The 26,637-nt window shown below is 66.3% G+C and carries 23 protein-coding genes; 12 read left to right on the top strand and 11 right to left on the bottom strand.

Going from position 1 to position 26,637, the window contains the following annotated elements; all coding sequences use genetic code 11:
- Positions 1-12 precede the first annotated feature (12 nt).
- The 6 genes from A8G08_RS25295 (at position 13) to A8G08_RS25270 (ending at position 6,388) form a co-directional block, all read left to right on the top strand.
- A complete protein-coding gene (locus A8G08_RS25295; protein ID WP_068280516.1) occupies positions 13-987 on the top strand; it encodes an NADPH:quinone oxidoreductase family protein in 975 nt (324 codons plus the stop codon).
- A gap of 181 nt (positions 988-1,168) precedes the next feature.
- Positions 1,169-3,319 carry an acyl-CoA dehydrogenase family protein gene (locus A8G08_RS25290; RefSeq protein WP_068280513.1) on the top strand — a complete coding sequence of 717 codons (2,151 nt, stop codon included), beginning with the start codon at positions 1,169-1,171 and terminating at the stop codon, positions 3,317-3,319.
- A gap of 112 nt (positions 3,320-3,431) precedes the next feature.
- A complete protein-coding gene (locus tag A8G08_RS25285; RefSeq protein WP_068280562.1) occupies positions 3,432-3,878 on the top strand; it encodes a nuclear transport factor 2 family protein in 447 nt (148 codons plus the stop codon).
- The gene (locus A8G08_RS25280) at positions 3,875-4,852 is read left to right on the top strand and encodes an NADP-dependent oxidoreductase (protein WP_068280510.1); all 978 of its coding nucleotides are present in this window, start codon (positions 3,875-3,877) and stop codon (positions 4,850-4,852) included. Before A8G08_RS25285 ends, A8G08_RS25280 begins: the two co-directional genes overlap by 4 nt.
- Positions 4,852-5,439, top strand: a complete 588-nt coding sequence (locus tag A8G08_RS25275; protein ID WP_068280507.1) for a TetR/AcrR family transcriptional regulator — start codon at positions 4,852-4,854, stop codon at positions 5,437-5,439. The genes A8G08_RS25280 and A8G08_RS25275 overlap by 1 nt, the downstream gene beginning before the upstream one ends.
- Before the next feature lie 43 nt (positions 5,440-5,482).
- Positions 5,483-6,388 carry an acyl-CoA thioesterase gene (locus tag A8G08_RS25270; RefSeq protein WP_084436863.1) on the top strand — a complete coding sequence of 302 codons (906 nt, stop codon included), beginning with the start codon at positions 5,483-5,485 and terminating at the stop codon, positions 6,386-6,388.
- Positions 6,389-6,391: 3 nt separating this feature from the next.
- On the opposite strand, the gene A8G08_RS25265 is transcribed toward A8G08_RS25270, so the two are convergent.
- Positions 6,392-7,198, bottom strand: a complete 807-nt coding sequence (locus A8G08_RS25265) for an enoyl-CoA hydratase (protein ID WP_068280557.1) — start codon at positions 7,196-7,198, stop codon at positions 6,392-6,394.
- Positions 7,199-7,295: 97 nt separating this feature from the next.
- Between A8G08_RS25265 and A8G08_RS25260 the strand changes: the two genes are divergently transcribed.
- Both A8G08_RS25260 and A8G08_RS25255 read left to right on the top strand, forming a co-directional pair.
- Positions 7,296-8,126, top strand: a complete 831-nt coding sequence (locus A8G08_RS25260) for an enoyl-CoA hydratase/isomerase family protein (RefSeq protein ID WP_068280502.1) — start codon at positions 7,296-7,298, stop codon at positions 8,124-8,126.
- A gap of 14 nt (positions 8,127-8,140) precedes the next feature.
- The gene (locus A8G08_RS25255; protein ID WP_068280499.1) at positions 8,141-8,911 is read left to right on the top strand and encodes an SDR family NAD(P)-dependent oxidoreductase; all 771 of its coding nucleotides are present in this window, start codon (positions 8,141-8,143) and stop codon (positions 8,909-8,911) included.
- Positions 8,912-9,496: 585 nt separating this feature from the next.
- Here A8G08_RS25255 and A8G08_RS25250 read toward each other — a convergent pair.
- Positions 9,497-9,796 carry a putative quinol monooxygenase gene (locus tag A8G08_RS25250; protein WP_068280495.1) on the bottom strand — a complete coding sequence of 100 codons (300 nt, stop codon included), beginning with the start codon at positions 9,794-9,796 and terminating at the stop codon, positions 9,497-9,499.
- Between the two features lie 112 nt (positions 9,797-9,908).
- Positions 9,909-11,309, bottom strand: coding sequence for a dihydrolipoyl dehydrogenase (gene lpdA, locus A8G08_RS25245; protein ID WP_068280492.1), 1,401 nt, complete (start codon positions 11,307-11,309; stop codon positions 9,909-9,911).
- A gap of 123 nt (positions 11,310-11,432) precedes the next feature.
- On the opposite strand from lpdA, the gene A8G08_RS25240 reads away from it, so the two are divergent.
- Positions 11,433-13,460, top strand: a complete 2,028-nt coding sequence (locus A8G08_RS25240; protein WP_187344526.1) for a prolyl oligopeptidase family serine peptidase — start codon at positions 11,433-11,435, stop codon at positions 13,458-13,460.
- A 141-nt stretch (positions 13,461-13,601) separates the two neighbouring features.
- On the opposite strand, the gene A8G08_RS25235 is transcribed toward A8G08_RS25240, so the two are convergent.
- Entirely contained in the window at positions 13,602-14,462 is an 861-nt protein-coding gene (locus A8G08_RS25235; RefSeq protein ID WP_068280489.1) for an alpha/beta hydrolase family protein, read from the bottom strand.
- Positions 14,463-14,683: 221 nt separating this feature from the next.
- On the opposite strand from A8G08_RS25235, the gene A8G08_RS25230 reads away from it, so the two are divergent.
- Complete coding sequence (locus A8G08_RS25230; RefSeq protein ID WP_068280486.1) at positions 14,684-14,974, top strand: hypothetical protein; 291 nt, start codon at positions 14,684-14,686, stop codon at positions 14,972-14,974.
- 143 nt (positions 14,975-15,117) lie between these two features.
- Here the strand turns inward: A8G08_RS25230 and ppk2 are convergent, their stop codons facing one another.
- The 4 genes from ppk2 to groL form a co-directional block, all read right to left on the bottom strand.
- Positions 15,118-16,035 carry a polyphosphate kinase 2 gene (gene ppk2, locus A8G08_RS25225; protein WP_068280483.1) on the bottom strand — a complete coding sequence of 306 codons (918 nt, stop codon included), beginning with the start codon at positions 16,033-16,035 and terminating at the stop codon, positions 15,118-15,120.
- A gap of 63 nt (positions 16,036-16,098) precedes the next feature.
- Positions 16,099-16,731, bottom strand: coding sequence for a TetR/AcrR family transcriptional regulator (locus tag A8G08_RS25220; RefSeq protein ID WP_068280480.1), 633 nt, complete (start codon positions 16,729-16,731; stop codon positions 16,099-16,101).
- A gap of 154 nt (positions 16,732-16,885) precedes the next feature.
- Complete coding sequence (locus tag A8G08_RS27325) at positions 16,886-17,029, bottom strand: hypothetical protein (RefSeq protein WP_157108798.1); 144 nt, start codon at positions 17,027-17,029, stop codon at positions 16,886-16,888.
- Positions 17,030-17,330: 301 nt separating this feature from the next.
- Positions 17,331-18,956, bottom strand: coding sequence for a chaperonin GroEL (groL, locus tag A8G08_RS25215; protein ID WP_068280477.1), 1,626 nt, complete (start codon positions 18,954-18,956; stop codon positions 17,331-17,333).
- A 277-nt stretch (positions 18,957-19,233) separates the two neighbouring features.
- Between groL and A8G08_RS25210 the strand changes: the two genes are divergently transcribed.
- Complete coding sequence (locus A8G08_RS25210) at positions 19,234-20,022, top strand: HAD-IIA family hydrolase (RefSeq protein ID WP_068280474.1); 789 nt, start codon at positions 19,234-19,236, stop codon at positions 20,020-20,022.
- Positions 20,023-20,038: 16 nt separating this feature from the next.
- Here the strand turns inward: A8G08_RS25210 and A8G08_RS25205 are convergent, their stop codons facing one another.
- The gene (locus A8G08_RS25205) at positions 20,039-21,586 is read right to left on the bottom strand and encodes a carboxylesterase/lipase family protein (protein WP_068280471.1); all 1,548 of its coding nucleotides are present in this window, start codon (positions 21,584-21,586) and stop codon (positions 20,039-20,041) included.
- Positions 21,587-21,968: 382 nt separating this feature from the next.
- Positions 21,969-22,613 carry an NAD(P)-dependent oxidoreductase gene (locus tag A8G08_RS25200; protein ID WP_068280468.1) on the bottom strand — a complete coding sequence of 215 codons (645 nt, stop codon included), beginning with the start codon at positions 22,611-22,613 and terminating at the stop codon, positions 21,969-21,971.
- A 125-nt stretch (positions 22,614-22,738) separates the two neighbouring features.
- On the opposite strand from A8G08_RS25200, the gene A8G08_RS25195 reads away from it, so the two are divergent.
- Complete coding sequence (locus A8G08_RS25195) at positions 22,739-23,704, top strand: AraC family transcriptional regulator (RefSeq protein ID WP_068280465.1); 966 nt, start codon at positions 22,739-22,741, stop codon at positions 23,702-23,704.
- Between the two features lie 96 nt (positions 23,705-23,800).
- Here the strand turns inward: A8G08_RS25195 and A8G08_RS25190 are convergent, their stop codons facing one another.
- On the bottom strand, positions 23,801-26,596 hold the full coding sequence (locus A8G08_RS25190; protein ID WP_068280462.1) for a helix-turn-helix transcriptional regulator: 2,796 nt from the start codon (positions 26,594-26,596) through the stop codon (positions 23,801-23,803).
- Between the last annotated feature and the right edge of the window lie 41 nt (positions 26,597-26,637).

The raw sequence follows: 26,637 nt of genomic DNA, 5'->3' as shown, positions 1-26,637 counted from the left end.
TAGAGGAGTCTCATGCGTGCAGTGCGGTGCGAACGGTACGGCGATCCCGACGTGCTCGAGGTCAGGGAGTTGCCCGACCCGGTCGCGGGCCCCGGCGAGGTGCTGGTCGGAATCGAGGCAGCGGGGGTCAACTTTCCCGATGTGCTGATGGTGGCCGATAAGTACCAACTGAGCATTCCCGTGCCGTTCACGCCGGGCGCCGAATTCGCCGGGCGCGTACTCGCCGTTGGAGACGGTGTCACCACCTTCGCTCCCGGGGATGCGGTGATGGGCGGCTCGTTCCTCGGCGGCTTCGCCAACCGCATCGTCCTGCCCGAGGCGATGCTGGCGCCGGTTCCGGAGGGGTTGGACATGGCGGGTGCCGCGGCATTCGGCCTCACCTACCGGACGGCTTACCACTCGCTCGTCACGACAGCAGCGATGAAGCCCGGCGAGTGGGTGGTCGTGCTCGGTGCCGCGGGCGGTGTGGGTTCGGCGGCCGTCGATATCGCGACTCGACTCGGTGGCAAGGTCATCGCGGCGGCCGCGACACCGGACCGGCTCGAGGTCGGTGCCGAACTCGGTGCCGTCGCTGGCATCGCCTACGGCAGCGAGGACCTCAAGCAACGCATCAAGGACATCACCGGCAGCGGCGCCGACGTCATCATCGACCCCGTCGGCGGCGTGTACGCCGAGCAGGCGATCCGCGCCGGGGCATGGGGCAGTCGCTACGTGACAGTCGGCTTCGCCGACGGCGCGATCCCCCGAATTCCGATGAACCTGTTGCTCCTCAAGGGCGTCACGCTCAAGGGATTCGACATGCGGACGCTGCCCGAACACCAGCCGGAGGCGCTTGCCGCAGGTGAACAGGCGCTTGCACAACTGATCGCCGGCGGGCTGCGTCCGCACGTCTCCAGGACGTACGCGCTGGCCGAGGTTCCGCAGGCACTGGAGGCAATGCGCACCAGATTGGTCCGCGGAAAAATCGTGATAGACACCACACGCTGAACCCGGCACTCTTGTGAACAGCCGCCAACCGGCGGCTCGCCAACGCATCGGGGTCAGCGTCGGGAACGAAATGTTTCCCAATTCTGCCCCGGCGTTTACCGGGGGTGCGCCAAGCTGGCACTGGCCATCGTCGGTATGGCGACGGCCCGTTGACCCGTCCGCGCACCGAGGAGTTGCCCAGATGTCCCTCGCACTGACCGACGAACACCGCGCGCTAGCCGATGTCGTCGCATCATTCCTTGCCGATCAGAAGACCTTGGCGCTCTCCCGTGCCGTGCTCGATCACAACAAGGGCGCCGATGACATCGGCCCGCTGTGGCGCGGGCTGGCGAAGCTGGGCTGGCTCGGCCTGCACCTGCCGTCCGAGTTCGGCGGTGACGACGCGGGCCTGCCCGAACTCGCCGTGGTCGCGGAGCAACTTGGTCGCGTCGTCGTCCCGGTTCCGTTCGTTTCCACGGTCGTGGCTTCGGAACTGCTCAACCACGCCGGAAGCGATGACGCCAAGCAGCGACTGCTCCCCGGCTTCGTCGACGGAACGAACATCGGCGGCATCGGCCTCGGCGGCTCATTGGCCCTCGGTGCCGACGGCACCGTGGCTGGTGAATCCGGATACGTCATCGGAGGCAAGGTGGCGACCGTGCTTGCGCTACGGGCCGGCGATGACGTCGTGCTCGTCGCGGCCGACGCACCGGGCGTGACAGTCGAGAAGGTCCGGGCCATGGACCCGACCCAGCACATCGCGAAGTTCACGCTGAGCGGTGTCACCCCGGAGGCGGTGCTATCCGGTGCTGCCGTGCGCGCACGCCGACTTGCCAGGGTGCTCGGAGCCGCGGACGCGGCCGGTGGTGCCCGCGCCACGATGGAAATGGCCGTCGAGTACGCCAAGGTGCGCCAGCAGTTCGGCCGCATCATCGGCTCGTTCCAGGCGATCAAGCACCACGCAGCGAACATGCTCGTCGCAGCCGAACTCGCGGTTGGCGCGGCCTGGGACGCCGCGCGGGCCGGCGTCGACGACGAGCAGGGCGTGCTCGCGTCGGACGTCGCGGCCACCGTCGCATTCGAGTCGTATGTCACGAACGCGGAGATGAACATTCAGATCCACGGCGGCATCGGCTTCACCTGGGAGCACGACTGCCACCTGTTCCTGCGCCGCGCGCAAAGCCTGCGGGGCCTGCTCGCCGACGGGGAGGCCGCCCGCGATGAACTGATCGCGATCAGCCGCTCCGGTGTGCAACGCCAGTACGCGGTAGACCTGCCGCCGGAGGCCGAGGACTACCGGCGGGATGCCGCCGAGGTCGTGGCGAAGTACAACGCGCTGCCCGAGGCGGACCGGCGTCTGCATCTCGTCGACACCGGCTACCTCGTGCCGCACTGGCCCGCACCGTTCGGGCGCGGCGCATCACCGGTCGAGCAGTTGGTGATCGAGGAGGAATTCGCGGGCGTCGAGGTGCCGAAGCTCGGCATCGCCGGCTGGGTGATGCTGACGCTCTCACAGCACGGCGATCCGGCCCAAATCGAGCGCTGGATCCGTCCGGGCCTGCTCGGCGAACTGGTGTTCTGTCAGCTGTTCAGCGAACCGGGTGCCGGTTCCGATGCCGCCGCGGTGTCCACCAAGGGCGTGAAGGTCGACGGCGGCTGGCGGGTGACCGGCCAGAAGGTGTGGACCAGCGACGCGATGGCATGTAACCGCGGCCTGGCGACCATCCGCACCAACAAGGACGCGCCCAAGCACCTCGGCATCACCACGATGGTGATCGATCTGAAGGCGGAAGGCGTCACGATCCGCCCGCTGAAGCAGATCAGCGGCGATTCCAACTTCAACGAGATCTTCTTCGACGACGTATTCGTGCCCGATGAGGATGTCGTCGGCGCGATCGATGCCGGCTGGACGGTCGCGCGCGCGACGCTGGGCAACGAGCGCATCTCCATCGGTGGCGGCCAGGTGATGTTGAGCGCCACCCACCTGCTGGCCATGCTCGAGGGCGAGACCGGCAAGGACCGGGCCGCCACCCGTGCAGTCGCCGACCTGATCGGCACCGAGCAGGCCATGCGGATGCTCAACCTGCGTCAGGTGGCGCGAGCAGTCGCCGGCGCAGGTCCCGGCCCGGAAGGCAATGTGACCAAGCTGGTTTCGTCCGAGCATATGCAGAACATCACCGAACTGTTCATGCGCCTCGGTGGAGAAGGCGCAGTGACCGGCGAATTGCCCGCGGCCCAGCTGATGTACCTGGGCAGCCGCGCGATCACGATCGCGGGCGGCACGTCCGAGATCAATCGCAATGTGATCGCAGAACGACTGTTGGGTCTGCCGCGCGAGCAAATCGCGAACTAGGGCTCCACCCAAAAGGGTGCGCACTTGAGGGGTGCGCACCTTTTTGATCTTGACCTAAAGAGACAGATCGGTCTATATTTACGGAGTCCCGGGGGAAAGGGTGGATGCAGGAATGAGCGAACAGTGCAGTGCCGCAACCGAAGCGGCCGAGATTGTCCGGCGGTTGGCACAGGCGAAAAGCCGTCAGGACGTAGCAGGGGCGATGGCGATCTATCACCCGGACGTGGTGCTGGAGTCGCCGCCGCTGGGGACCCGGTCCGTAGGGGAGGAAGTCAAGGGGGCCATCGAGGGTTGGTTCGCCTTCGCGCCCGATTACGAGGTGCGCGTAGATGGGCACGGCCTCGACGGTGACACGCTGTGCTGCTGGGGTGAAATATCGCTCACTCCTGCATTCACCTGGAACGGTGCTGTGCCGAACGGCAATCGGGCGACGGTTCCGGTCTTCATGCTGTTCCGGTTCCGCGACGACCGGATCGCCTACGAGAGTTTCCATTTCGACGTTGCAGGCGTGGCGCGGCAATGCGGAGTGGACGCCTCATCTCTGGTGGGTGCCGCATGATCATCGGTGCACGCCGGCCCAGCAGCACGACGATGCGCGCTGCGGTGCACGAGCAGTGGGGAGCGACGCTCGCGCTCGTCGAAGTTCCACGCCCGGAACCCGCTGCGGGCGAGGTACGCATCGCGGTTCGCGCAACGAGCGTGAACCCGATTGATATGCACACCGGCAACAACATCGGTTACGAGCAGTCGATGCAGCTTCCACATATTCCCGGCTGGGATGTCGCGGGTGTGGTGGATGCCGTCGGGTACGGCGTCAGTCGGTACGAGGTGGGAGACCGCGTCTACGGCCTGGCCTGGTTTCCGCATCCGGCAGGGACATATGCGGAGTTCGTGACGGTACCCGCGTATCAGCTTGCGCCGATGCCGGTTTCTGCGTCGTTCACGGAAGCGGCGAGCCTCCCGATGGCGGCACTCACGGCGTGGCAGATGCTCGACGCGGCACGCGTGGAAAGTGGACACCGCGTGCTCGTCACCGGCGCCTCCGGCGGAGTTGGGCATCTGGCCGTGCAGTTGGCGGTTGCCCGCGGAGCCAGCGTGGTCGCCCTGGCCCGGCCCGACGATCACGCGACGGTGCACGACTTGGGCGCTGACTCGTGCGTGGACTACAACGACGCCGAAGCAGTGGCGGCGATCGGGAAGGTCAATGCCGCAATCGATTTGGTCACCGGCGGTTCCGGCACGTCGTTATTCGATCTCGTGGCTCCGGGCGGCACCATATCCCTGGCCAACGGATGGTCGATACCCACCTACCGCTCCGACGCGGCCGAGCGCGGCGTGCACGCGGTGTCGTGTCTGGTCGAACCGGATCCCGAAGCATTGAAAGCAATTGCTGCCCTGTTCGACTCAGGCCGTGTCCGCGTCATCGTCGGTGCCGAGTTCGATCTCGATCACGCCGCGGATGCGCAACGGTGGGTGTACAAGCGATTCGGCTTCGGCAAGGCGGCGATCGTGATCGGCAGTTCGGAGGCGTAGTGGCTAAACAGGTGCGAGGCGACGCGCTGCGGGACAGGATCGTCGGGATCGCGGCGACCCTGTTCTACCGCAACGGGACTCGTGCCGTTGGTGTGGACGAGGTCGTTCGTCGCGCGGAGACCACCAAGGCAAGTCTGTATCGGTGGTTTCCGAGCAAGGACGATCTCGTCCTCGCCGTGCTGCAGCGGCGGGACGAAACATTTTGGGCGGCATGGGACAGGGCCGCTGCCGACAATTCCGAACCGCGCGACGAACTCGACGCGCAACTCACCTGGATTCAGGACCTCGCGACGCTCCCCGAGTACCGCGGGTGCGCCTTCGTGAATACGGCCGCGGAGTTCGACGGCGCGGACACGGCAAAGATTAGAGAACGCTGCCTCGCCCACGAGGAGGAACTTCGGCGCCGATTGCGTGCCCTGACCGCGCGACTTCATCTCGTCGACAGCGACCTGCTCGCCGACCGACTGCACATCGCGATCGTCGGCACACTAGCCATCGGTGGGATGTATCCGGCAAACGGGCCGGCCGATCAACTCCGCGCCCTGGCAAACGTTCTACTTACTGCGGCAGAACCGGACAAAACATGACGTCCTACCGTTACCGAAGGAAATGACGTCATAAAGTGACCAAATGGTCGAAACCACTGCAGACATTCCGGATAGTCCCGCGAGCCGGCGACCGCCGCTCGACCGGATCCTGCACGTCGAGCCCATCGGCGACGATGTCTTCGAGGGTCGCTCCTACACCGACGCGGGTCGGATCTACGGCGGAACGGTAGTCGGGCAGGCACTGGTCGCCGCGGGACGGACGGTGGAGCCCGATCGGCACGTACATTCACTACACGCGCAGTTCCTGCACCCGGGAAGCACCGCCGACCCGGTGATCTACCGGACGGAACGTGCCCGCGACGGGCGCAGCTTCACCACTCGCAACGTCGTGGCCGAGCAGAACGGCAAGACGATCTTCGAACTGTCCGCGTCGTTCCAGCGGCTCGAGGACGGCCTATCCCACCAGCCCGAGGCGCCGACGGCCACAGCCCCCGAGGAACTTCCGGACATGCTGGCGCTGTTAACCGACGAGCACAAGGCGGTAAACGAGTGGGCTCGTAATTACGAGCGCAATATCGCGATCGACTTCCGCTTCCCCGGTCCCGATCAGCCGCGTATGGCCGGTGGCGCCGCTGGGCCCAAGGATCCGCATCAACTTGCCTGGGTCAGGACCTCCCAGCAGCTCTCCGACGACCCGATCGTTCATGCCGCGGCGTGGGGCTATATCTCGGACATGTTCCTGCTGTCCGCCGCGCTACGTCCGCACGCGATCAGCATGCAGCCGGATCAGATGCAGGTCGCGAGCCTCGACCATGCGGTGTGGTTCCACGCGCCGTTCCGCGCCGACGAATGGCAGCTCTACGAGCAGGACGGCATGTGGACCGGCGGTGGCCGCGGTCTGGCCCGCGGCCACCTCTACACCCGCGACGGCCGACTGATCGCGACCGTTATGCAGGAAGGCCTGCTGCGCGTCGTGGGTAAGGGCTGAGTCCTACTGCCCCGCAACGGTATTCTGCGCGCGACCGCGATCGATGACAGCTTCGCGGCGCTGCGCGACGGACGCGGGATTGAACTGCGCCAGCCACGCCTTCGAAACCGCCGCCTCGGACTCCAACGCCGGATCACCGATGTGCTCCTCGGCGCTGCGGTAGGACGCGAGGAGCGTCCGCACGCCGCTCTGATCGTTGCCGGAGATGGTGTTTGCCACCTCGAGGGCCTGGTCCAGCAGCTGATCGTGCGGCACGACCTGGGTTACCAGGCCGGCTCGCAGCGCGTCCTCGGCGCCGACAAAATCACCCGACAGGCTCATTCGGCGCGCGAACCCACGCCCGACCGCAGCGGGCAGCCGCCACGTCAGCCCCCAGCCAGGCAGCACGCCGACCCGAGCATGGGTGTCGGCGAACCGGGCCTGCTCGGAGGCGATGAGGAAGTCGCACGCCAGCGCGATCTCGAGCCCGCCGGTGATGGCGGCGCCATTGATCGCGCCGATGACCGGCTTACTCAGCGGGCGCCACGGATGCCCGGTCGGAATCCCTTCGACGTGAACCAGATTGCGGTCACCGTCGCTCGAACCGAGCTCGCGCAGGTCGACGCCCGCGGAGAAGGCCGGGTCGGTTCCGGTCAGGATCACGACGTCCACGTCGTCGTCAGCGTCGGCGTCGGCAAGTTCGGTTCGGATCGCCCCGATCAGCGCCATGCTCAGCGCGTTTCGCGACTTCGGGCGGTTGAGGGTCAGGACTCGGACACGGCCTCGCTGCTCGGTGAGCAGAACTGATTCGAGCGGCGACTGGTCCGACATGTGCACTCCCATATCTGCGGTCAACGTGACGTGGCACACTGCAGCCTACAGAGCTAGCGTTCGCTCAGGTACCGCCGAATGTGGAGAGGACTTCGTGATGAGCACAGGGGTCGATGCGCCGACCGGACCGCCCGTCATCGTCGAGCAACCCCGTCCGGGCGTGGTCGTACTGCGCATGAACCGACCGGCCCAGCTGAACGCGATGAACCACGACCTGGTCGCCGCGCTGCACGCCGAACTCGACCGACTCGCCGACGACCTGCACACGCGCGTCGTCGTCCTCACCGGCGCCGGGCGCGGCTTCTGCTCCGGCCTCGACCTCGGCGGCTACGGACAGATTCCGGGTGCACAGGACATTGGCGAGACGCAGCAGTCGATGCTGCTGCAGAGCCGAATCGCTCTGCTGGTGCAGAAGATTCGTCGTCTACCCCAGGTCTTCGTCGCGGCCGTCAATGGCCCGGCCGCAGGTGGCGGCCTCGCGCTGGTATGCGCGAGCGACGTCCGGATCGCCGCCGAACCGGCGGTCTTCGCGGCGTCCTTCATCCGCATTGGCGTCTCCGGCTGCGATATCGGCGTCTCGTGGCTGCTACCGCGCCTCGTCGGCGCCGGCCGGGCACACGAATTGCTCCTCACCGCAAGGAAATTCGGATCCGAGGAGGCCCTGCGAATCGGTCTCCTCGCCGATGTCGTTCCGTCGGACGAGCTCGATGCGCGCGTCAACGCAGCCATCGACGATCTGCTCCTCGCAGCGCCGATGTCGTTGGCACTGACCAAGCGCGGCATGTGGCTGGCCCTGGAGACCCCCAGTTTCGACACCACGATCGAACTCGAGAACCGGCAGCAGGTGCTCGCCATGAACACCGCCGACCAGACCGAGGCGATGGCGTCCTACGTCGGACGACGCGCGCCCAACTACCAGAACCGCTGACGAAGGGCTCGATCATGACCAACACGAATCCCGTTGCCGTCGTCACCGGAGCCGGCCGTGGCATCGGCCGCGCCATCGCGCTCCAGCTCGCCACCGACGGTTACGACGTGGTCGGCACGTACAACCGCGATGACGCGGCCGCCGAGGAGACCGCGCAGGCGGTCGCGAAGCTCGGCCACACGGCCACGATGGTGCGCTCCGACGCCGGCGACCCGGAGGCCGCTGCCGCCCTTGCCCAGCTGGTGCAGGACGAATTCGGCCGCGTGGACGCGCTTGTGCACAACGCGGGCATCGCGAGCCGGGGCCGCATGATCGCCGACACCGATCCGGCGGAGATCCAGAAGGTGCTCTCGGTGCATGCGCTGGGTGCGTTCTACCTGTGCTCGGCGCTCGCGCCGACGCTGCGCAAGAGCCCGAGTGGCGCGGTGGTGCTGATCTCGAGCACGGTCGCCGCCCGCGCGGGTATCGGCAGCGCGCCGTACATGATGGGCAAAGTCGCGCTCGAAGCGCTCGGCCGCACGCTGGCGGTCGAGGAGCAGCAATTCGGAACTCGGGTGAACATCGTTGCGCCCGGCCTGGTCGCGACCGATATGGGCGACCGGCTCGCTCGCGCAGTCACGGGTGCCGCCGACGCAGCGGCGCTGGATGCGGACATGCCGTTTGGCAGGGTCACCCGCCCGGAGGACGTGGCAGACCTGGTGGCGTTCCTGGTGTCCGAGCAGTCGTCGCTGATCACCGGTCAGCGCATCGAGGTGCACGGCGGGCGGCCGAGCATCACGCACTGAGCAGCCGGCGAGCCCGGCATGTGCACGAGGCACATGTCGATACCATAAAGGCGAGACTTGTAAATCACGATTCAATTGCAATGCAATTGAATTTCGCAGCATGGCGAGTGTAGGCCGATCATTGTTGGCTTCGATCTCGTCCGAGATCGTCAAGCGGACCGTTCAGGAGCTGACAGATGAAACTCAAGCGAATCGCAGCGGGTCTCGCCGTAAGTGGTGCAGCCGCCGCGGCCATAGTGCTCGGTGGCAATCAAGCCTCGGCTCATTTGCCGAGCGAAACCGCCCCGGGCTGGAACAACACGACGTTCTACGGGTGCCTCTTCCCGTATTACGGCTTTGTCTACTTCATCCAAGACTCTCCGCTCAACGAAGGCGCATGCGGTCCTGGCGTACCAATCTCGTTATATGGCGCAGTCCCGATCACCCCGCCGCCTCCCCCCAGCGGCCCTTCGGGGTCCTTCGGGTCCTGACGCAGCCGAGGCAGCCTGAGCGGCGGCGAAACACCGTTCCCCGCGGGCGAAGCGTGCAGTCGCGGGCGAATTGTCGCCCGCGAGGCACACTGTGCCCGCGGGAAGCAGTGACGAGTTAGACGTCCTCGGCGACGTTGTAGCTGCTGAGGCCGGGGGCACCGGCGAGCAGCGGGCCCAGACCCTGGGCAGCACCCTCGGGGGTCGCCCGCCAAGCGCGGTAGGCCGCATCAGCCTCGGCCGACGCCCACCGCTCGATGCAGAGCCACCGGGTCTCGTCAGTGCTGTCGATGAGGACGTCGACACCGAGGCAGCCCTCGAACGCACGGGTGTCCGCGAGAATCTTTCCGACGACTTCCTTCGCCGTATCGAGAGCGTCCGCCTTCAGCTTCAGCTCGAGAATTGCCGTGATGGCCATGCGCACAAACTCCTTATAAGAACGTGTTTCGGTCGACCCAACGTAGACGCGAACCGCCCGTCACGTCACTACTTGACGCGGCGGGCGGTCCGGGGTACTGAGCGTTCTTCGATCAGAAGTTGATCATGTGCCCGGCGAGGCCGTGGATCGCTTCCTGCAACGCCTCGGACAGCGTCGGGTGGGTGTGGACGTTGCGTGCGAGCTCGTTCACCGTCAGGTCCCACTTCTGCGCGAGTGTCAGCTCCGGCAGCAGCTCGGAAACGTCCGGGCCGATCAGGTGCCCGCCGAGCAGTTCGCCGTACTTGTTGTCGGAGATCAGCTTCACGAAGCCGGTCGCGTCGCCCAGGCCGTGCGCCTTGCCGTTCGCGGTGAACGGGAAGGTGGCGACCTTGACGTCGTAGCCCTCGTCGCGCGCCTGCGCCTCGGTGAGGCCGAAGCTCGCGACCTGCGGCTGGCAGAACGTCGCGCGCGGCATCATCCGGTAGTCGTCGATCGGCAGCGTCTCGGCGCCTGCGATGGTCTCGGCGGCCACCACACCTTGGGCCTCCGCAACGTGCGCAAGCTGCAGCTTCGCCGTGACGTCGCCGATCGCGAAGATGTGCGGAACGTTGGTGCGCATGACGTTGTCGATGACGATCGCGCCGCGCTCGAGTGCCACGCCGGTGTTCTCGAGGCCGTAGCCCTCCACGCGCGGCGCGAAGCCGACCGCCTGCAGGACCTTGTCGACCGTGACCGTCTCGGTCTCGCCGCTTTTGTTGTCCTTGATCGCGACGGTGACCTTGTCCCCGTCGTCGTCGATGGACTGCACCGCGGCGCCGGTCGAGATGGTGATGCCCAGCTTCTTGAAGGCCTTGGTGATCTCCTTGGACACATCGGCGTCCTCGTTGGGCAGTGCCCGGTCGAGGAACTCCACGATGCGCACGTCCACGCCGTAGTTCTTCAGGACGTAGCCGAACTCCATGCCGATCGCGCCGGCACCGACGATGAGGACCGAACCGGGCAGGTCGCGGGTGAGGATCTGCTCCTCGTAGGTCACGACATTGTCGGACAGGGAGGTACCGGGCAGCAGCTTGGTGACCGTGCCGGTGGCGATGATGACGTTGTCGAAGGTGATGGTCTCCGAGCCACCGTCGGACTTCTCGACCGCGATGGTGTTCGCGTCGGTGAACGAGCCGTGGCCGTCGTACTCGGTGATCTTGTTCTTCTTCATCAAGAAGTGGACGCCCTTGACGCGGCCGTCCGCGACCTTGCGGCTGCGGTCGAAGGCCGCGCCGAAGTCGAACTTCGCCTCACCCTCGATGCCGAAAGTTCTGGCTTCCTTCGTGAAGATGTGCGCGAGTTCCGCGTTGCGGAGAAGCGCCTTCGAGGGGATGCAGCCGACGTTGAGGCACACACCTCCCCAGTACTTCTTCTCCACGATGGCGGTGGTCAACCCGAGCTGCGCCGCGCGGATAGCTGCGACGTAGCCGCCGGGTCCTGCACCGAGGACAACGACGTCATAGTGTGAGGTCACGAGTTCCCAGGATAGTCCCGCACTGTTTCGGTGTCGTCGCATGGTCCGCGGGCTCGCGGCTGGACGATTGCCCAACGAAGCTGGGTGCGAGCTCACCTGGACGACGTCGGTAAGAATGTCGTCATGATCGACGATCCGTACCTGTGGCTCGAGGACGTCACCGACGAGCGCGCCCTCGATTGGGCCCGGGAACGCAACGACCTGGTCCGGGAACGCTTCGCTTCTTCCGACCGGTTCACGGAGTTGTACGACCGCATCCTCACGATGCTCGATACGGATGCCCGCATCCCCTATCCGGGCCGGCGCGGCGAGTGGCTGTACAACTTCTGGCGCGACGGCGAACACCCGAAGGGCCTGTGGCGGCGCACCACGTTCGAGGAGTACCGCAAGGACGACCCCGAGTGGGACGTGCTCATCGATGTCGACGCACTCGCCGAGGCCGAGGGCGAGAACTGGGTGTGGGCCGGGGCCCGAGTGCGCCGCCCGGCACAGGACCTCGCGCTGATCAGCCTGTCCCGCGGCGGTGCGGACGCCCGTGTGATTCGCGAATTCAATATGGCGACAAGGCAATTCCGCGAGGTAGCGGACGGTGGATTCGCGCTGCCGGAAGCGAAATCCACCATGAGCTGGATCGACGCTGACACCGTTTATGTCGGAACCGATTTCGGCCCGGGAAGTTTGACCGATTCCGGCTATCCCCGCATCGCCAAGCGGTGGCAGCGCGGCACGCCACTCGAAGAGGCAGAGACCGTTATCGAGGGCTCGGTTTCCGACGTGTCGGTGGGCGCCGGCTACGACCGAACCCCCGGCTATGAGCGGCATTACGTGTCCCGCTCCACCGATTTCTACAACGGCGAGACATATCTCCTCGCCGAGGACGGCCGCACCACCCACATCGACGTCCCCAGCGACGCCTCCGAATCCTGGTACAAGGACCGACTGCTCGTGCAGCTGAAGTCGGATTGGGAGATCGGCGACCGCACGTATTCGACCGGCGCCCTTCTCGCCATCGACTTCGAGGACTTCCTCTCGGGTGCACGGGATTTCGATGTCCTGTTCGAGCCCGACGAGCACACCTCGCTGGAAGGCTACGACTGGACCGAAAACCACCTGCTGCTGGTGACGCTCGCCGACGTTCAGACGCAGCTACACGTGCTCACCCCCACCGAGGACGGCTGGCACCGGGCACCTCTCGCCGTGACTCCACCCATGTCGAGTTCGGGGATTCGGAATGTCGACCCGCTCGAGGCCGGCGACGAATTCATGCTGACCACAAGCGGTTTCACCACACCGCCCACCCTCTTGGCGGGCGCGATCGGCACACCGCTCACGGTGCTGAAATCCGAGCTGAGCTACTTCGACGCCGACGGCCTCGAGACCGAACAGTTCTTCGCCACCTCGCTCGACGGCACCCAGGTGCCCTATTTCGTTGTGCGCCGGCCGGGCGCGAGCGGGCAGACGATGCTGTCGGGATATGGCGGCTTCGAGGTCTCCCGCACGCCGGGGTACGGCGGCGCGTCGGGCATCGGGTGGCTGGAGCGCGGCGGCATTACCGTCACCGCGAATATTCGCGGCGGCGGCGAGTACGGCCCGGGGTGGCATACGCAGGCGCAGAAGGCCGGCCGCCACAAGGTCTACGAGGACTTCGCCGCTGTCGCAAGCGATCTCGTCGCGCGCGGCATCACCACGCCGAAGCAACTGGGCGCGGTCGGTGGCAGCAATGGCGGCTTACTGATGGGCGTCATGCTTACCGAGTACCCGGAACTGTTCGGAGCGCTGGTGTGCCAGGTACCGCTGCTCGACATGAAGCGCTACCACCTGCTGCTCGCCGGTGCCTCGTGGATGGCGGAGTACGGCGACCCCGACGATCCGGCGCAATGGGAATTCATCGCGCCACACTCTCCGTATCAGAACGCGCGTGCCGGCGCCGACTACCCGCCGATCCTGCTGACCACCTCTACCCGGGACGACCGGGTGCACCCCGGGCACGCGCGCAAGATGGCTGCACGGCTCGAAGAGCAGGGGCATCGGTTCTGGTACTACGAGAACATCGAGGGTGGCCACGGTGGGGCGGCCGACAACGCGCAGGCGGCGTTCCAATCGGCGCTGGTCTTCGAGTTCCTGTGGGAGATGCTCAACGAGTCCGAGTAGTCCCGGAACGGAGGCGCCGCCCACATTGTGGGACGCAGTTTCGGGTCGTGAACGGAAGAAATGTTGCGTTAGAAGGAGTGAACGCTTCCGTTCACTCCGCTGAACGCAACGGATGTTCCGTTCACATTGTGGGATGCGCGGTCAGCGATCGTGCAGCCACTCCGCGACGCGGTCGACCGTGCTCGCGGGGCTGCGGATCCAGCCGTTGTGGCCCAGTCGTTCCGGCTGCAACCAGGTGGTGACCTCCGAATTCGGCAGCTTCTCGGTCAGGTGTCGCGTCGACGATTCGGGGGCCACATCGTCGCCGGTAATCGAGATCGACAGCACGGGCAACTTCAGCCGGGCGATGCGCTCCTCGTAGTCGATATCGGCACCCTCGGGTTCGAAGCGCCCGGTGCGAGCGAGCCGCGACCAGTCCGCGATGAGCGTCCGGGACTGTCGGCCGAAACCGCCGATGTCCAGTCGGTCGCCGGGCCAGAATCCGGCGACGTTCGCGGTCAGTGACATCGCCGCAGAGCCGACGAGGATGCCGGGCGACATGGCTCCGCGGAAGCCCCGGAAGTACGGGGTACCCGAGGCGACGAGGATAAGCCCGCCCAGGCGGCCGCGAATGCGCGCGGCGTAACAAACCCCGAGTTGCCCGCCCATGCTGTGCCCCAACACGTAGGGCGTGCTGTCCGGGAAGCGCGTGCGCACAACATCGAACATCGCCGGGAAATCGATAGAAACCAACTCGTGGTATCCGAACGTGCTCGCTGCCGTCGGCCGCGGTCGACTGTCGCCCTGGCCGCGCAGCTCGCAAATGGCGGCGTCGAATCCGCGCATCGACAGCTCGGCAGCGAACAGGTCGTAATAGCCGCCCGGTATGCCGAGGCCCGGCACGATGACCACGACCGGGCGCGGCATGTCCGGCCGAACACGGTGGCTGCGTTCCGGATCGGCGGGCACCAGCCGCACCGGAACGGTCGTGCCGTCGGGCATCTGAATGGGAACGGTCTCCACCAGAAACACCCTATTTCTTGGGTCCCAGGGCCGGTCGCCGCGTGCTTCCTGTGGTCGATAAAAGCTTTGGTCGATTACTCCGCGATATTTCGGTAACGACCAGGTCACGTCGGGCGAAGTGTGGGAAAGGTTGGCATCTCAGTCGGCTGACCAGTGGCGAATCTCGCCGACGTCGGGTAGTGGCAAACCGAGCAATACAACATCAACGGAGGAACCAGGTAATGCGAGCACTACTTGTGGCCGGAAGTCTGGCCGCGTTCACTCTCCTCGGCTCTGGATTGGCCCAGGCTGACATCGTCATTCCGATTCCCGGCGGCGGCAGCTCGATCCCCACCCCGGGCGGTTCGTTCGGCAGCTCCGGGCTCGAAGTCGGGTCGGGACCCACGGGCAGCGCGCTCGGTTCCGATTCCCTGGGCAGCACGTCCGCGCCGCCCGCGGGCAGCTCGCTCTTCCCCTCGCGAGCCGAACTCGCGGACCGCGTCGTCGCGGAGCTCTTCAACCTTCCGTCCTGAGGAATAGCTCGCCAAATCGTGGCAGGACGTACTCCTGATCCTGTCGGCGAAACGGTAGTTCAGCCCGCGAAGCAACGCTCCGATCTGCGCCGTGCTTGTAGTGACGAACACTACGAGCACGGCGCAGCCGCATTTGTGGCGGACTATTCCCCGATGACGTCTCGAGCGCGGCCGACGAGCCGCGGGTCCGCCGCGCCGACGAGTTCGGCATCCTTGTTGGCGTAATCGAAGCGGCCGAGGACGTGTCGCATCGCGTTGACTCGCGCCCGCTTCTTGTCGTTGCTCTTCACCACCGTCCACGGCGCGTGGTCGGTGTCGGTATGGCGCAGCATCGCTTCCTTGGCCGCGGTGTAGTCGTCCCACTTGTCCAGCGAAGCGATATCCATCGGTGAGAGCTTCCACTGCCGGACCGGATCGACCTGCCGGATCGCGAACCGCGTGCGCTGCTCGAGCGGCGATACCGAGAACCAGAACTTCACCAGGTCGATGCCGTCGTCGACGAGCATCTGCTCGAACAGCGGGACCTGGCGCAGGAAACGCTCGTACTGGTCGTCGGTGCAGAACTCCATGACACGCTCCACGCCGGCGCGGTTGTACCAGGAGCGGTCGAACAGCACGATCTCACCCGCGGCCGGCATGTGCTGGACGTAGCGCTGGAAGTACCACTGGCTCGACTCGCGGGCGGTTGGCTTCTCCAGCGCGACGACCCTGGCGCCACGGGGGTTGAGGTGCTCCATGAAGCGTTTGATGGTGCCGCCCTTGCCGGCGGCGTCGCGCCCCTCGAACACGACGACAAGCCGACGGCCCGTCGCCTTCACCCAGTTCTGCAGTTTGAGCAACTCGATTTGCAGCAGCCGCTTTTCCATCTCGTAGTCCGGCCGCGACATTCGCTGCGAGTACGGGTACTGCTCGCGCCAGGTATCGACGACGTCGCCACTGGCAGTGAGCAGCAGCGGATCGTCGTCATCGCTGTCATCGACGCGGAAACCCGAGGTGTCGGCGAGGTCCACGATGCTCAGATCGAAGAGATGTGCGGACAGCTCGATATTCGGTTCCGTCATGGGCGGTGAAACTAGTGACCGCACACGTCGGACAGGTGATCAAAAGGTGAACGAGTGGTTAGCTCAGGCAACAATCGCGGCGACGAGCATCTTCCGCAAAACCTGAACGACGTGGTCGAGAGGCTGGCGCGGCTCGGACACACTCCAGTCGTAGACAACATAGTTGACGGCACCCATCACGGCGCTGACCCGGATCTCCAGATCGTCGGGAGGAATCCCACCGTCCTGCACAGCGCGGCGCGCGACGCTGGCGAGCAGCGCAGCCCAGTCCCGACGCTGTTGTTGGCGCCGTTCCTCCATGCGCGAGCTGGCGCCGACGACCTCGACGAGGGCGACGCGCGCCTTCCTCGGGTCGCTGCCGATCGACTCGATGTACGCCCGAGTCCCCGCATCAACCACCTCGGCAGGACTGTTGGAAGCGCCCGCGATCATGGCGGCTGCAACGGCGTTCTGTGCGATCGTCTCGATCTCGCCATAGAGCTCGATCAGCAGCGCCTCGCGCCCAGTGAACTCTTCGTAGAACTGCCGGGACGACAGTCCGGCGTCACGGCAGATCGCGCCGACCGAGCTGTTCGCGTATCCGTCGCGTGCGAACACGGTCAGACCAGACTCGAGGAACCGCGCGCGCCGTTCGCGCTGACGATCCTCGACCGGCTGTCCGGCATAAGTCCGGCCGACGGAGGCTTCCTGTGTCATTGAGGCTGAGAATACCGAACGCCGGTCTGTTTTCGGTACGACCGGGCGGATCGTTTTTGCAGGTACTCGCGGGGCTCGAGCAACGCCGGATCTTTGACGCCAGCGCCCAAAAAGCCCGGCCTGCATACAGGCCGGGCTCTGGGCAACGAGTCGATTAGACGGCGGGCGGGGTGGTGGTGGTGGGGGGAGCCGTCAGACTTCCCAGGAGCCCGGCGATGAGCGCCGCAAGGTTCGGTCCGATGTCGACGATGCCGGACGAGAGGTTGCTGGTGTCCTGCTTGGTAGCGATGGTGCGCATTTAAGTTCTCCAGGGTTTCCAGGGGTGAGCTGACGCGCTACGACGATGAGTCGACCGCGACATCGATATCGGTCGACCGACTTGTCAACCTTGCGGACACTGTGTCAGACGTGACCTTCGCGTTACAAGATTGAGATCGAGATTCTTAAGATATTGAGAGAGATCACGTTGATTGCTCTTACCGATTTCGCCACATTTCCCCGGAAGCCATCGCTCAGCCCACAAAAATGCAACCAGCCCGGCCCCGCCGAAGCGGGACCGGGCTGATGTAACCAGCGATTGCTGACCGGGTAGCGAGGACTTAGAAGTCCATGCCGCCCATGCCGCCGGTCGGATCGCCCGCAGGCGCTCCGGCCTTCTCCGGCTTGTCGGCGACAACGGCCTCGGTGGTGAGGAACAGGGCCGCGATGGACGCCGCGTTCTGCAGCGCCGAGCGGGTGACCTTTACCGGGTCGTTGATGCCGGCGACGAGGAGGTCCTCGTAGACACCGGTCGCGGCGTTGAGGCCGCTGGCCGCGGGCAGGCCGCGAACCTTCTCGGCCACCACACCGGGCTCGAGGCCGGCGTTGAAGGCGATCTGCTTCAGCGGAGCCTCGAGCGCGACGCGCACGATGTTCGCGCCGGTCGCCTCGTCACCCTCGAGCTTCAGGTCGTCCAGGACCGGGGCAGCCTGCAGCAGGGCCACGCCACCACCGGCGACGATGCCCTCTTCGACGGCAGCCTTGGCGTTGCGCACGGCATCTTCGATGCGGTGCTTGCGCTCCTTGAGCTCCACCTCGGTGGCAGCTCCGGCCTTGATCACCGCAACACCGCCGGCCAGCTTGGCCAGGCGCTCCTGCAGCTTCTCGCGGTCGTAGTCGGAGTCGCTGTTCTCGATCTCGCTACGGATCTGGGCAACGCGACCGGCGATGGCCTCGGAGTCACCCGCGCCCTCGACGATGGTGGTCTCGTCCTTGGTGACGACGACCTTGCGCGCCTGGCCGAGCAGCTCGAGGCCGGCGGTCTCCAGCGAGAGGCCAACCTCTTCGCTGATGACCTCGCCACCGGTGAGGATGGCGATGTCGGCGAGCTGAGCCTTGCGGCGGTCACCGAAGCCCGGGGCCTTGACGGCAACCGACTTGAAGGTGCCACGGATCTTGTTGACGACCAGGGTGGACAGCGCCTCGCCCTCGACGTCCTCGGCGATGATCGCCAGCGGCTTGCCGGACTGGATAACCTTCTCCAGCAGCGGCAGCAGGTCCTTGACGGTCGAGATCTTCGAGCTCACGAGCAGGATGTAGGCATCCTCGAGCACGGCTTCCTGACGCTCGGCGTCGGTCGCGAAGTAGCCCGAGATGTAGCCCTTGTCGAAGCGCATGCCCTCGGTGAGCTCGAGCTGCAGGCCGAAGGTGTTGGACTCCTCGACCGTGATGACGCCTTCCTTGCCGACCTTGTCCATGGCCTCGGCGATGAGCTCACCGATGGACGGGTCGCCGGCGGAGATGCCCGCGGTGGCAGCGATCTGCTCCTTGGTCTCGACCTCCTTGGCGGTCTCGAGCAGGCGGGCGGTGACGGCCTCGACGGCCTTCTCGATGCCGCGCTTCAGGCCGAGCGGATTCGCACCGGCCGCGACGTTGCGCAGGCCCTCGCGCACGAGCGCCTGGGCGAGCACGGTGGCGGTGGTGGTGCCGTCGCCAGCGACGTCGTCGGTCTTCTTGGCGACCTCCTTGACGAGCTCAGCGCCGATCTTCTCGTAGGGATCCTCGAGCTCGATCTCCTTGGCGATGGAGACACCGTCATTGGTGATCGTGGGGGCGCCCCACTTCTTCTCCAGCACGACGTTGCGACCCTTGGGGCCCAACGTCACCTTTACTGCGTCGGCGAGGCTGTTAAGGCCACGCTCGAGACCGCGACGGGCCTCTTCGTCGAACGCGATGATCTTGGCCATTGCGAAGTGTTCCTCCGGGTATGGGATGACACACGAGACCACCCCTTACGAGCAGTCTCATTACGCTGGCCAGGCTCGGTGCCCGCGACGGACGACCGGAGTGTCATAGGTACCGGTCTCACCGTCCCGACCTGGCACTCACAGTTCGCGAGTGCCAACAGCCTTTTTAGCACTCGACCATGGCGAGTGCAAGGAGAGCGCGTGCGTCGTACTCCCAGGATGCAGGCCACCGGCGGCATGCGCCGCAGGGGTGAAGCCGCTGGATTATCGTCGGAACATGCAGACACTGGGCGGGGTGCTCTTCGATATAGACGGGGTGCTCGTGACGTCCTGGGAGCCCATCGAGGGTGCCCGCGAGACGATCGAATTGCTGGACAAGAAGTCGATCGCCCGCACGTTTCTGACCAACACCACGTCGAAGACCAGGGCTCAGATCGCCGAGGCGCTCTCGCGGGCGGGGATGTCCGCCGCCGAGGACGAGGTGCTCACCGCTGCGGCCCTGACCGCAGGCTACGTGCGCGAACACCATCCGGGCGCCCGCTGCTACCTGCTCAATAGCGGCGAGGTTCGCGAGGACATGCCCGGTATCGAGTTCGTCGAGGACGACCCCGATGTGATCGTGCTCGGAGGCGCCGGTGAGGAGTTCAGCCACCGCGCCCTGTCCGCGGTCTACGAATGGATGAGCCAGGGAGTGCCGGTGGTCGCAATGCACCGCAGCATGACCTGGTCCACGTTTGACGGGCTACGCATCGACACCGGCATCTACCTGACCGGCCTCGAGGAGTCCTCCGGCCGCAAGGCGATCGCCGTTGGCAAGCCTGCGCCGGCCGGATTCCTCGCCGCCGCGCACCGGATGGGCGTCGACCCCGAGGATGTCGTCATGGTCGGCGACGACCTGCATAACGACGTACTCGCCGCACAGGTCGTCGGGATGACCGGTGTCCTGGTGAAGACCGGCAAGTTCCGGCCCGACACGCTCGAGCGCTGGGCGCGCGACGACTTCGCCATGCAGCCCGATCACGTCATCGACACCGTCGCCGACCTGCCGACGGCGCTCGGACTGTAGATATCCGCCCGGATAGCTAGGCCCGGATCGCAGGCTCGCCGGGTGAGGTGCCGCCGCGGCGGTGGTAGCGCTCGTATCCCTCCCACGCCCGACGCCGCTGGGAGTACGGATCGAACTCCACTCGCGGCGGCGCGTCGAAGATCATCGTCGCCCGGTCCCCCGTGGTGTACGCGGGCCAGGACGACAGCGGCCGCCCGCGACGCGCGAACGTCAACCAGTTGTCCTGCATGGCATGCGTGACGCGGCGCATCTCGCGCCGGCCGCCGAGCGCCGTCATCGAGCGGCCCACGCCAGTGTCCCCGTAGCCGAACACCGCCATCATCTCCATGCCATGTGTTGCGCCGAGGCCGATCCCGCTTACCAGGCGGGGCGCGAAGTCGTAGCGATACATGTAGGTCGGTGCGTGCTGCGAATGCGCCTGCGCGACCTCCACGCTCGGGTGCCAAAAAGTGACGTCGCTGCCGATCGCCCGTGCTGCCGACTTGCCCGGGTAGCCGGGGTAGGCGGCTACGACACGATCGCGCACCTTCGGATCGGTTGCGGCGAACATCGCCTCGATGCGTTCCTCGGTGGTCGGCAACGCATCCGGAATCCGCGCAAACAGGCTGCTCTCCCGCCGATTCGCGCCGATGATCAGCGGCACCTTGTGCGCGTTGCCCTCGTCGAACGCCGCGATCGGCCACTGCGGGAAGAAATCGCCGTCGATTACCGGTTCGAGCGGGAAGTGTCCTGGGATCTCGTTCGCCACCGACCGATAGAGCGCGATCATGGCCTTCCCGAGTTCCTTCGGCGTCGCCCGTTCGATCGCCCGAATCGCGGTGTCGGGGGTCGCGCCGAGGATGTCGACAAAGCTGCGCGCCCACCGCGCCGAGTCCTCGGAATCGTGCGCCCAGTGCGCTGGCGAACTCTGCGCGATCGCGCGGTGGAACAGCCCTTGCGCGGCGGGCGTGACCATCAGCGACGTCACCGCATTGCCCCCGGCGGACTCGCCGAAGATCGTGACGTTGCCGGGGTCGCCACCGAATGCGGCGATATTGCGCTGCACCCACTCCAGCGCGGCGACCTGATCGCGCAGACCGAGGTTGCTGTCGATCGGGCGTCCCGGCGTGGCCAACGAGCTCAGGTCCAAGTAACCGAGCGGCCCGAGCCGGTAGTTCATCGAGACAAAGACGGCGTCCCCACGTTCCGCCAGGCGCACACCGCTATAGAGGGCCAGCGCCGAGGTGCCGAAGATGTATCCGCCGCCGTGAATGAACACCACCACTGGGCGCGGTGTCGCACTGGGCTGGGCCGGTGTCACCACATTGAGCGACAGACAGTCTTCGCCGACCTGCTGAAAGTTGCCCGGGCCCAAGGCCGCGCCCCAGCGTGGCTGCGGGGACGCGTTCCCGAACTCGGTTGCGTCGCGTACGCCGCTCCACGGAGTGACCGGCATCGGCGCTCGCCAGCGAAACTCTCCGGCCGGCGGCGCGGCGTACGGAATCGAGCGCCAGCGCAGCACTGCACCCTCATCACGTCCGCGCACCAGACCCTCGTTGGTCTGCACGACGAGCCTCGACGCCATTGTCAGCTCCCCTCGGTCAGCTCAGTTCCTTGCCGTCCCAGTACCCAATTGAACACGTTTTGGTCTTGTCACCGCGTGTGACCTCAATCAATTCGACACGCGAGACGCTTCGGGTGAACGTTCGGGTTGGCAACGGCCGGAAACCCCCCGAGGGGTCGCTCGTCACACCAGGGGGTTGACGGTCAGGGGGTTGATGATGGGAATCGAGGATCCGCTCCCGAGCACCCCCAGCAGGACGACGAGCGGGTTGGGCGGATAGATACGCTGCTTCATCGAGTACTCCATCATTCCGGGGCTACGACGCGAAGGCGGCCGGTTTCTTTCCGTGCCATCACCCGCAGCCGGGTGAACGTTACAGTTCGGCCAGTCCGTGTGGCTTCGATCAATTCGACACGCTCACCGTGGCGCCGATCCAATCGGGCCGCTCGACGGCATCGGCGTGCACTCGGCCCACTTGCTCGCGTGAGACCCGTGTGCTGTGCATGCCGTCGTTCAGGTCGACATGCGCCGGCTCGGGCTCCCGACCGTCGTGCAGCGCGACCGGCCGGATCAGCGTCCAGTCCAGCCCACTGTTCCGCGTGATCTCCTCTTGCCGCTCGCTATCGGCCACCTGCGGCGCGAGCACGAGCCGGAAGAACGCCTTGAACGCGGGCGTCAGGTTCGCGTACGTCTCGCCGACACCATAGGTGGTCTGCACCACCAGTCGGCGAATTCCGTTGCCGTGCATGGCCTCGATGACCCGCTCGGTGCCCGCGGAGCGCACATCGAGCGGAGTCTTCGCGCGCCGGAACAGGCGCACTCCGAACGGGTTGTCGGAGATGCCGAGCGTCACGACGACCGCGTCCTGCCCGATCATCGCTTTCGTCAGCGTGTCCTTATCGAAGACGTCACCGGTGATCACGCGCACACCCTCGGGTGCTGGTCCTGCGGTTCGCGCGAACGCGGTGACCAGGTGTCCCGCATTTGCCAGCGCCGCAACCGCCTCGGTGCCGGTTCCCCGGCTAGCTCCCACTACCAAGACCTTCATGATCGGCTCCTCGTTTCGTTCCGGTACTTCCTGACATCTCCAGCGTTGCCCGGCTCGTCGATACGATCAATGCCAGATCGACCGGATTCATTGCTCAATCGTCCGAAGCGGAGCACACTGGAGTTATGGAGTCCGATCTGCTCACCGCGACCCTGCAGGACTTCGGGATGAGCGGCGTTTTCTACGCCGCCTCGGAGCTATCCGCGCCATGGGGTGTCACGATGCCGCCGATGCCGGGCGTGCTGATCTTTCACCTGCTCACCGAAGGTTCCGCGGTGGTGCGCGTGGATGATCAGGACGTCCACTTTTCGACCGGCGAGGTGGTTCTCGTACCGCACGGCACCGGCCATCTCCTCGCCGACGACGTGGACACCCCCGGTGTTCCACTGTTCGACCTGCCGCGCGAGGAACTCACCGACCGCTACGAACGGCTCCGAATCGACGGCGGCGGTGCGCCCAGCAATTTGATCTGCGGGGCGGTCGCGTTCTCCGGTCTTGCCGTTGCCCGGTTGGTGCAGGCGCTTCCGCCGGTACTCGTCACGACGGGCGCCGACGCCGAATGGCAGCGCGCCGCACTGGAAATCATCGCTGCCGAGTCCAGGAACCCGCGCCCCGGCAGCGATGTCGTCACCGCACGCCTCGCCGACGTACTGGTGGTGCAGGCCATCCGCACCTGGCTGGAAAGCGAACCACCGCAACAGGGTTGGATCGCCGCCGTGCGCGACCCCGTCATCGGCACCGCACTGGCCGCGTTGCATGCGGACGCGGCCCGTCCGTGGACCCTGCAGTCCCTCGCCGCCGAGGCAGGCATGTCCCGGTCGTCGTTTGCCGCCCGGTTCGCGGCCCTGCTCGGCGAACCCGTCATGCGCTACGTGACCTCCTGGCGCATGGACCTCGCCGCCCGCCTGGTCCGCGAGGGAGATTTGCCGCTCGCCCGAGTGGCCGAACGCGTGGGCTACCGGTCCGAGGCAGCGTTCAACCGCGCGTTCCGGCGGGCGCACGGGTGTACGCCCGGACTGTTCGCGCGGCGCGGGTCGGCGTTCATGGATCGGGCGGGGATCGAGATGCCGGATATATCGCTGGTGAATTGACGGTTGCGAAACGGATTTGAACGGAAGATCCGTTGCGTTCAACGGAGCGAACGCTTCCGTTCACTCCGCCAGATGAGCGCGCGCCGAGCTCCGAGCTCACCCCGACCGCAGCGCCCAGGCCACAATCTCCGTGCGGTTCGCGACACCCAACTTCGCAAGAATGCTGCGCACATGCGTCTCGACCGTGCGCTCGGAAAGCACCAGCCGCGAGGCGATTTCACGATTCGACAGCCCCTCGGCGACGAGTCCCGCGACCTCGGACTCCCGCGCAGACAGCGGACTCGCGGCCTTCGCGCTCTGGTCGAGGGTGGCGATCAGCCGGTCGGCATCGCGCAGTGGGCCGGGCATGCCGATCCGTCGGAACTCCTGAGCAGCGGCCAGCGCAAGCCTACGGGCGTCCGCGGGGTCCCCCTGCTCGCCGCGGCGCGTCAAAGCCTGTGCCAGGCCCAATTGGCTCAGCGCGGTGAAGGGCCGCGCGGCGATGCGCGCGTTCATTTCGATTCCCTGCTCGAACAGGTCGATCGCCTCGGCGACATGTCCAGCAGCCAAGGCGAATTCGCCGATCGGCCGAGCCATCGCCCCCGCGCAGAAGAATGGACCGGTGCCATCGCCCGAGTAGTACTGGGCCGTGTCCCTCATTCGCCGGTACACCCGATCGGCGGTCTCGGCATCGCCGAGCAGTACCGCGGCGACACCGATATGGAACACCAACGCGCCCCAGCGCGGTCCCACCGGCGTGGTGTCCGCCATCGTCCGGAACTCCGCGAACGTGGCTCGGGCGGAATCGAAGTCGCCTGCCAGCACATGCGTGATGGGAACGAATATCCGCACCAGCGCGATCGTGTGCGCCGCCGCGATCGCCGCAAGTTGCTCCGCGGAGTCGTCCACCTCTCCGCGGAGGATCATCAGCTGGGTGCGGAACGCCTGATGCATCCCTGCCAGGGAATGGTCACCCGTCGCCAAGCCGATCTCGAGCGCCCAGTCGTTGAGTACCTCGGCACCAGGAAGGTCGCCTAGCAGCGCCACCCACGCCGCCCTGATCCGGTACGCATGCCATTGGGCCAGTGGCAGTTTGCGATTCGAGGCCAATTCCTCGATCCGCGTCACCAGGGTCGCGACAGTTTGCAGGTCACCCTGCTGGAACGCCGCGTCGGTCCGCCACAGGAGGGCCCACAGTGCGGCATGCGGTTGCGAGGCAGTCCAGCCAACCTCCATCGCCCGATCCGCGATATGAAGTCGCTCCTCGAGGCGGTACGGCGTGGACAACACGAGATGCCGACAGTGCAACCCGTCGAGCAAGGCATCCGGATCATCACTGCGCTCGGCAAGTTCGAGTGCGCGAGCAGACAGTTCCTGCGCCAGGTCGAAGTCTTCCACCTCCACAGCGATGAGCGCCCGCAACGCGACAAGTCGTGCGCGCAGCGCCACCTCGTCGTCGGGCAGCAGCCGAAGGCCGGTCTGCGCAAGCCGATCCTGCGTTGGCATGACGGTCCGCGACGATATCCCCTGGATCACCAGCGCGGCCGCCGCCACCGATCGCGCGTCACCAGCCTGCTCCGCAGCATTCGCAGCGAGCACGCAGTGCTCGAGGCTCGCCGCGATATGCCCACCGGCGTATTCGGCCCGGGCCATGCCGATAAGAAGGTCGGTTCGCCCCGCGGAGGATTCGGTTGCGGCGAGCGCGATCTGCAGGAAGCGGACCTCTTCGTCGTAGGCGTGGCTTGCTCGCGCGGCGTCGGCGGCGCGGCGTGCCCATTCCGCACACTGCTCCGGCGCACCCGCACGCTGGAAATGACTGGCGATCAGGCCGGCGAGGCCGTCCGCATCGCTGCGGGCAGCCAATGCGTCGGATGCCTTGCGATGCAACGACTTTCGCGCCGCATCGGACAGCTCCGCATACACCGCGTCCCGGACGAGGGCGTGGGTGAATGCGAGACGTCCATCCGCTGCGGTGCCGATAGCACTGCCTCGCGCCTGCTGCAGTGCCTCGACGACCTCGTCTCCACTGCGGTCGATCATCGTCCCGAGTGTCACCGGGTCGATCCGCTCGCCGAGCACACTTGCCGCATCGAGGCAGGTGCGGGCCGATTCACCGAGGGTGGAAAGCCGGGCGAGCACCAGCCGACGGATCTGCGGACTCACCGCGGTCTCGTCGGCGGGCGATTCGAGCAGCAGCCGCACGTACAACGGGTTTCCGCCGGTGCGCTCGCGCAGGCTCTCCGCGGCATCCGCAGCGACGTCCGCTGCTGCCTCGTCGAGCCACGGCCGCGGTGCGGCCACATCCATCCACTGCCGCGGTGCGGCCTCATCCATCCACTGCCGCAGCTCCGCCGAACTCAACCCGCGCAGGTTTATGGCACGTCCCTCAGCGAGGCGCAGCAGTTCCGGAAGCTCGTCGGCCAGTACCTCGCCGACCGCGTCCCGGTGGGTGATGACCAGCAGCAATCGCGCACCGGCGAGATCGGCGGCGACGTGCTTCAACAGCAACAGCGACGTGCGGTCGGACCAGTGCATGTCCTCGAGCACGACGACCAGCCCGTGCTCCGCGGCGGCGTCGCGCAGGGCGTCCGCCACCGAAACGAACATGGTGAATCGGTCACTGGCAGACCCATCGACGGTCCCGGCGAGAGCTTCGGTCAGGCCGGGAACGTGGCGTCCCAGCCGCTGCCATGGCCACAGCGCAGGCATGCCGGGGTCGTCCACCGCATAACCCCGGGCGACCGGCAGGCCGTATTCGGCCGCGATCTCCCCGAGCGCGTCGACCAGTCGGGTCTTGCCGATTCCCGCCGGACCGCTGACCTGGATCAACCGCCCGGAGCTGCCGAGCACAGCCACAACTCCGGCGCGCAACTGCGCGAGCTCGGACCGACGCCCGACGAACGGAGTGTCCACGCACCGAGTATCCACCGAGGGTTCCGATCGCTGCTCGGTAC

It is taken from the genome of Aldersonia kunmingensis (assembly GCF_001646865.1).
In the GTDB taxonomy this organism is placed as follows: domain Bacteria; phylum Actinomycetota; class Actinomycetes; order Mycobacteriales; family Mycobacteriaceae; genus Aldersonia; species Aldersonia kunmingensis.
This window is presented reverse-complemented; position numbering and strand designations above follow the sequence as displayed.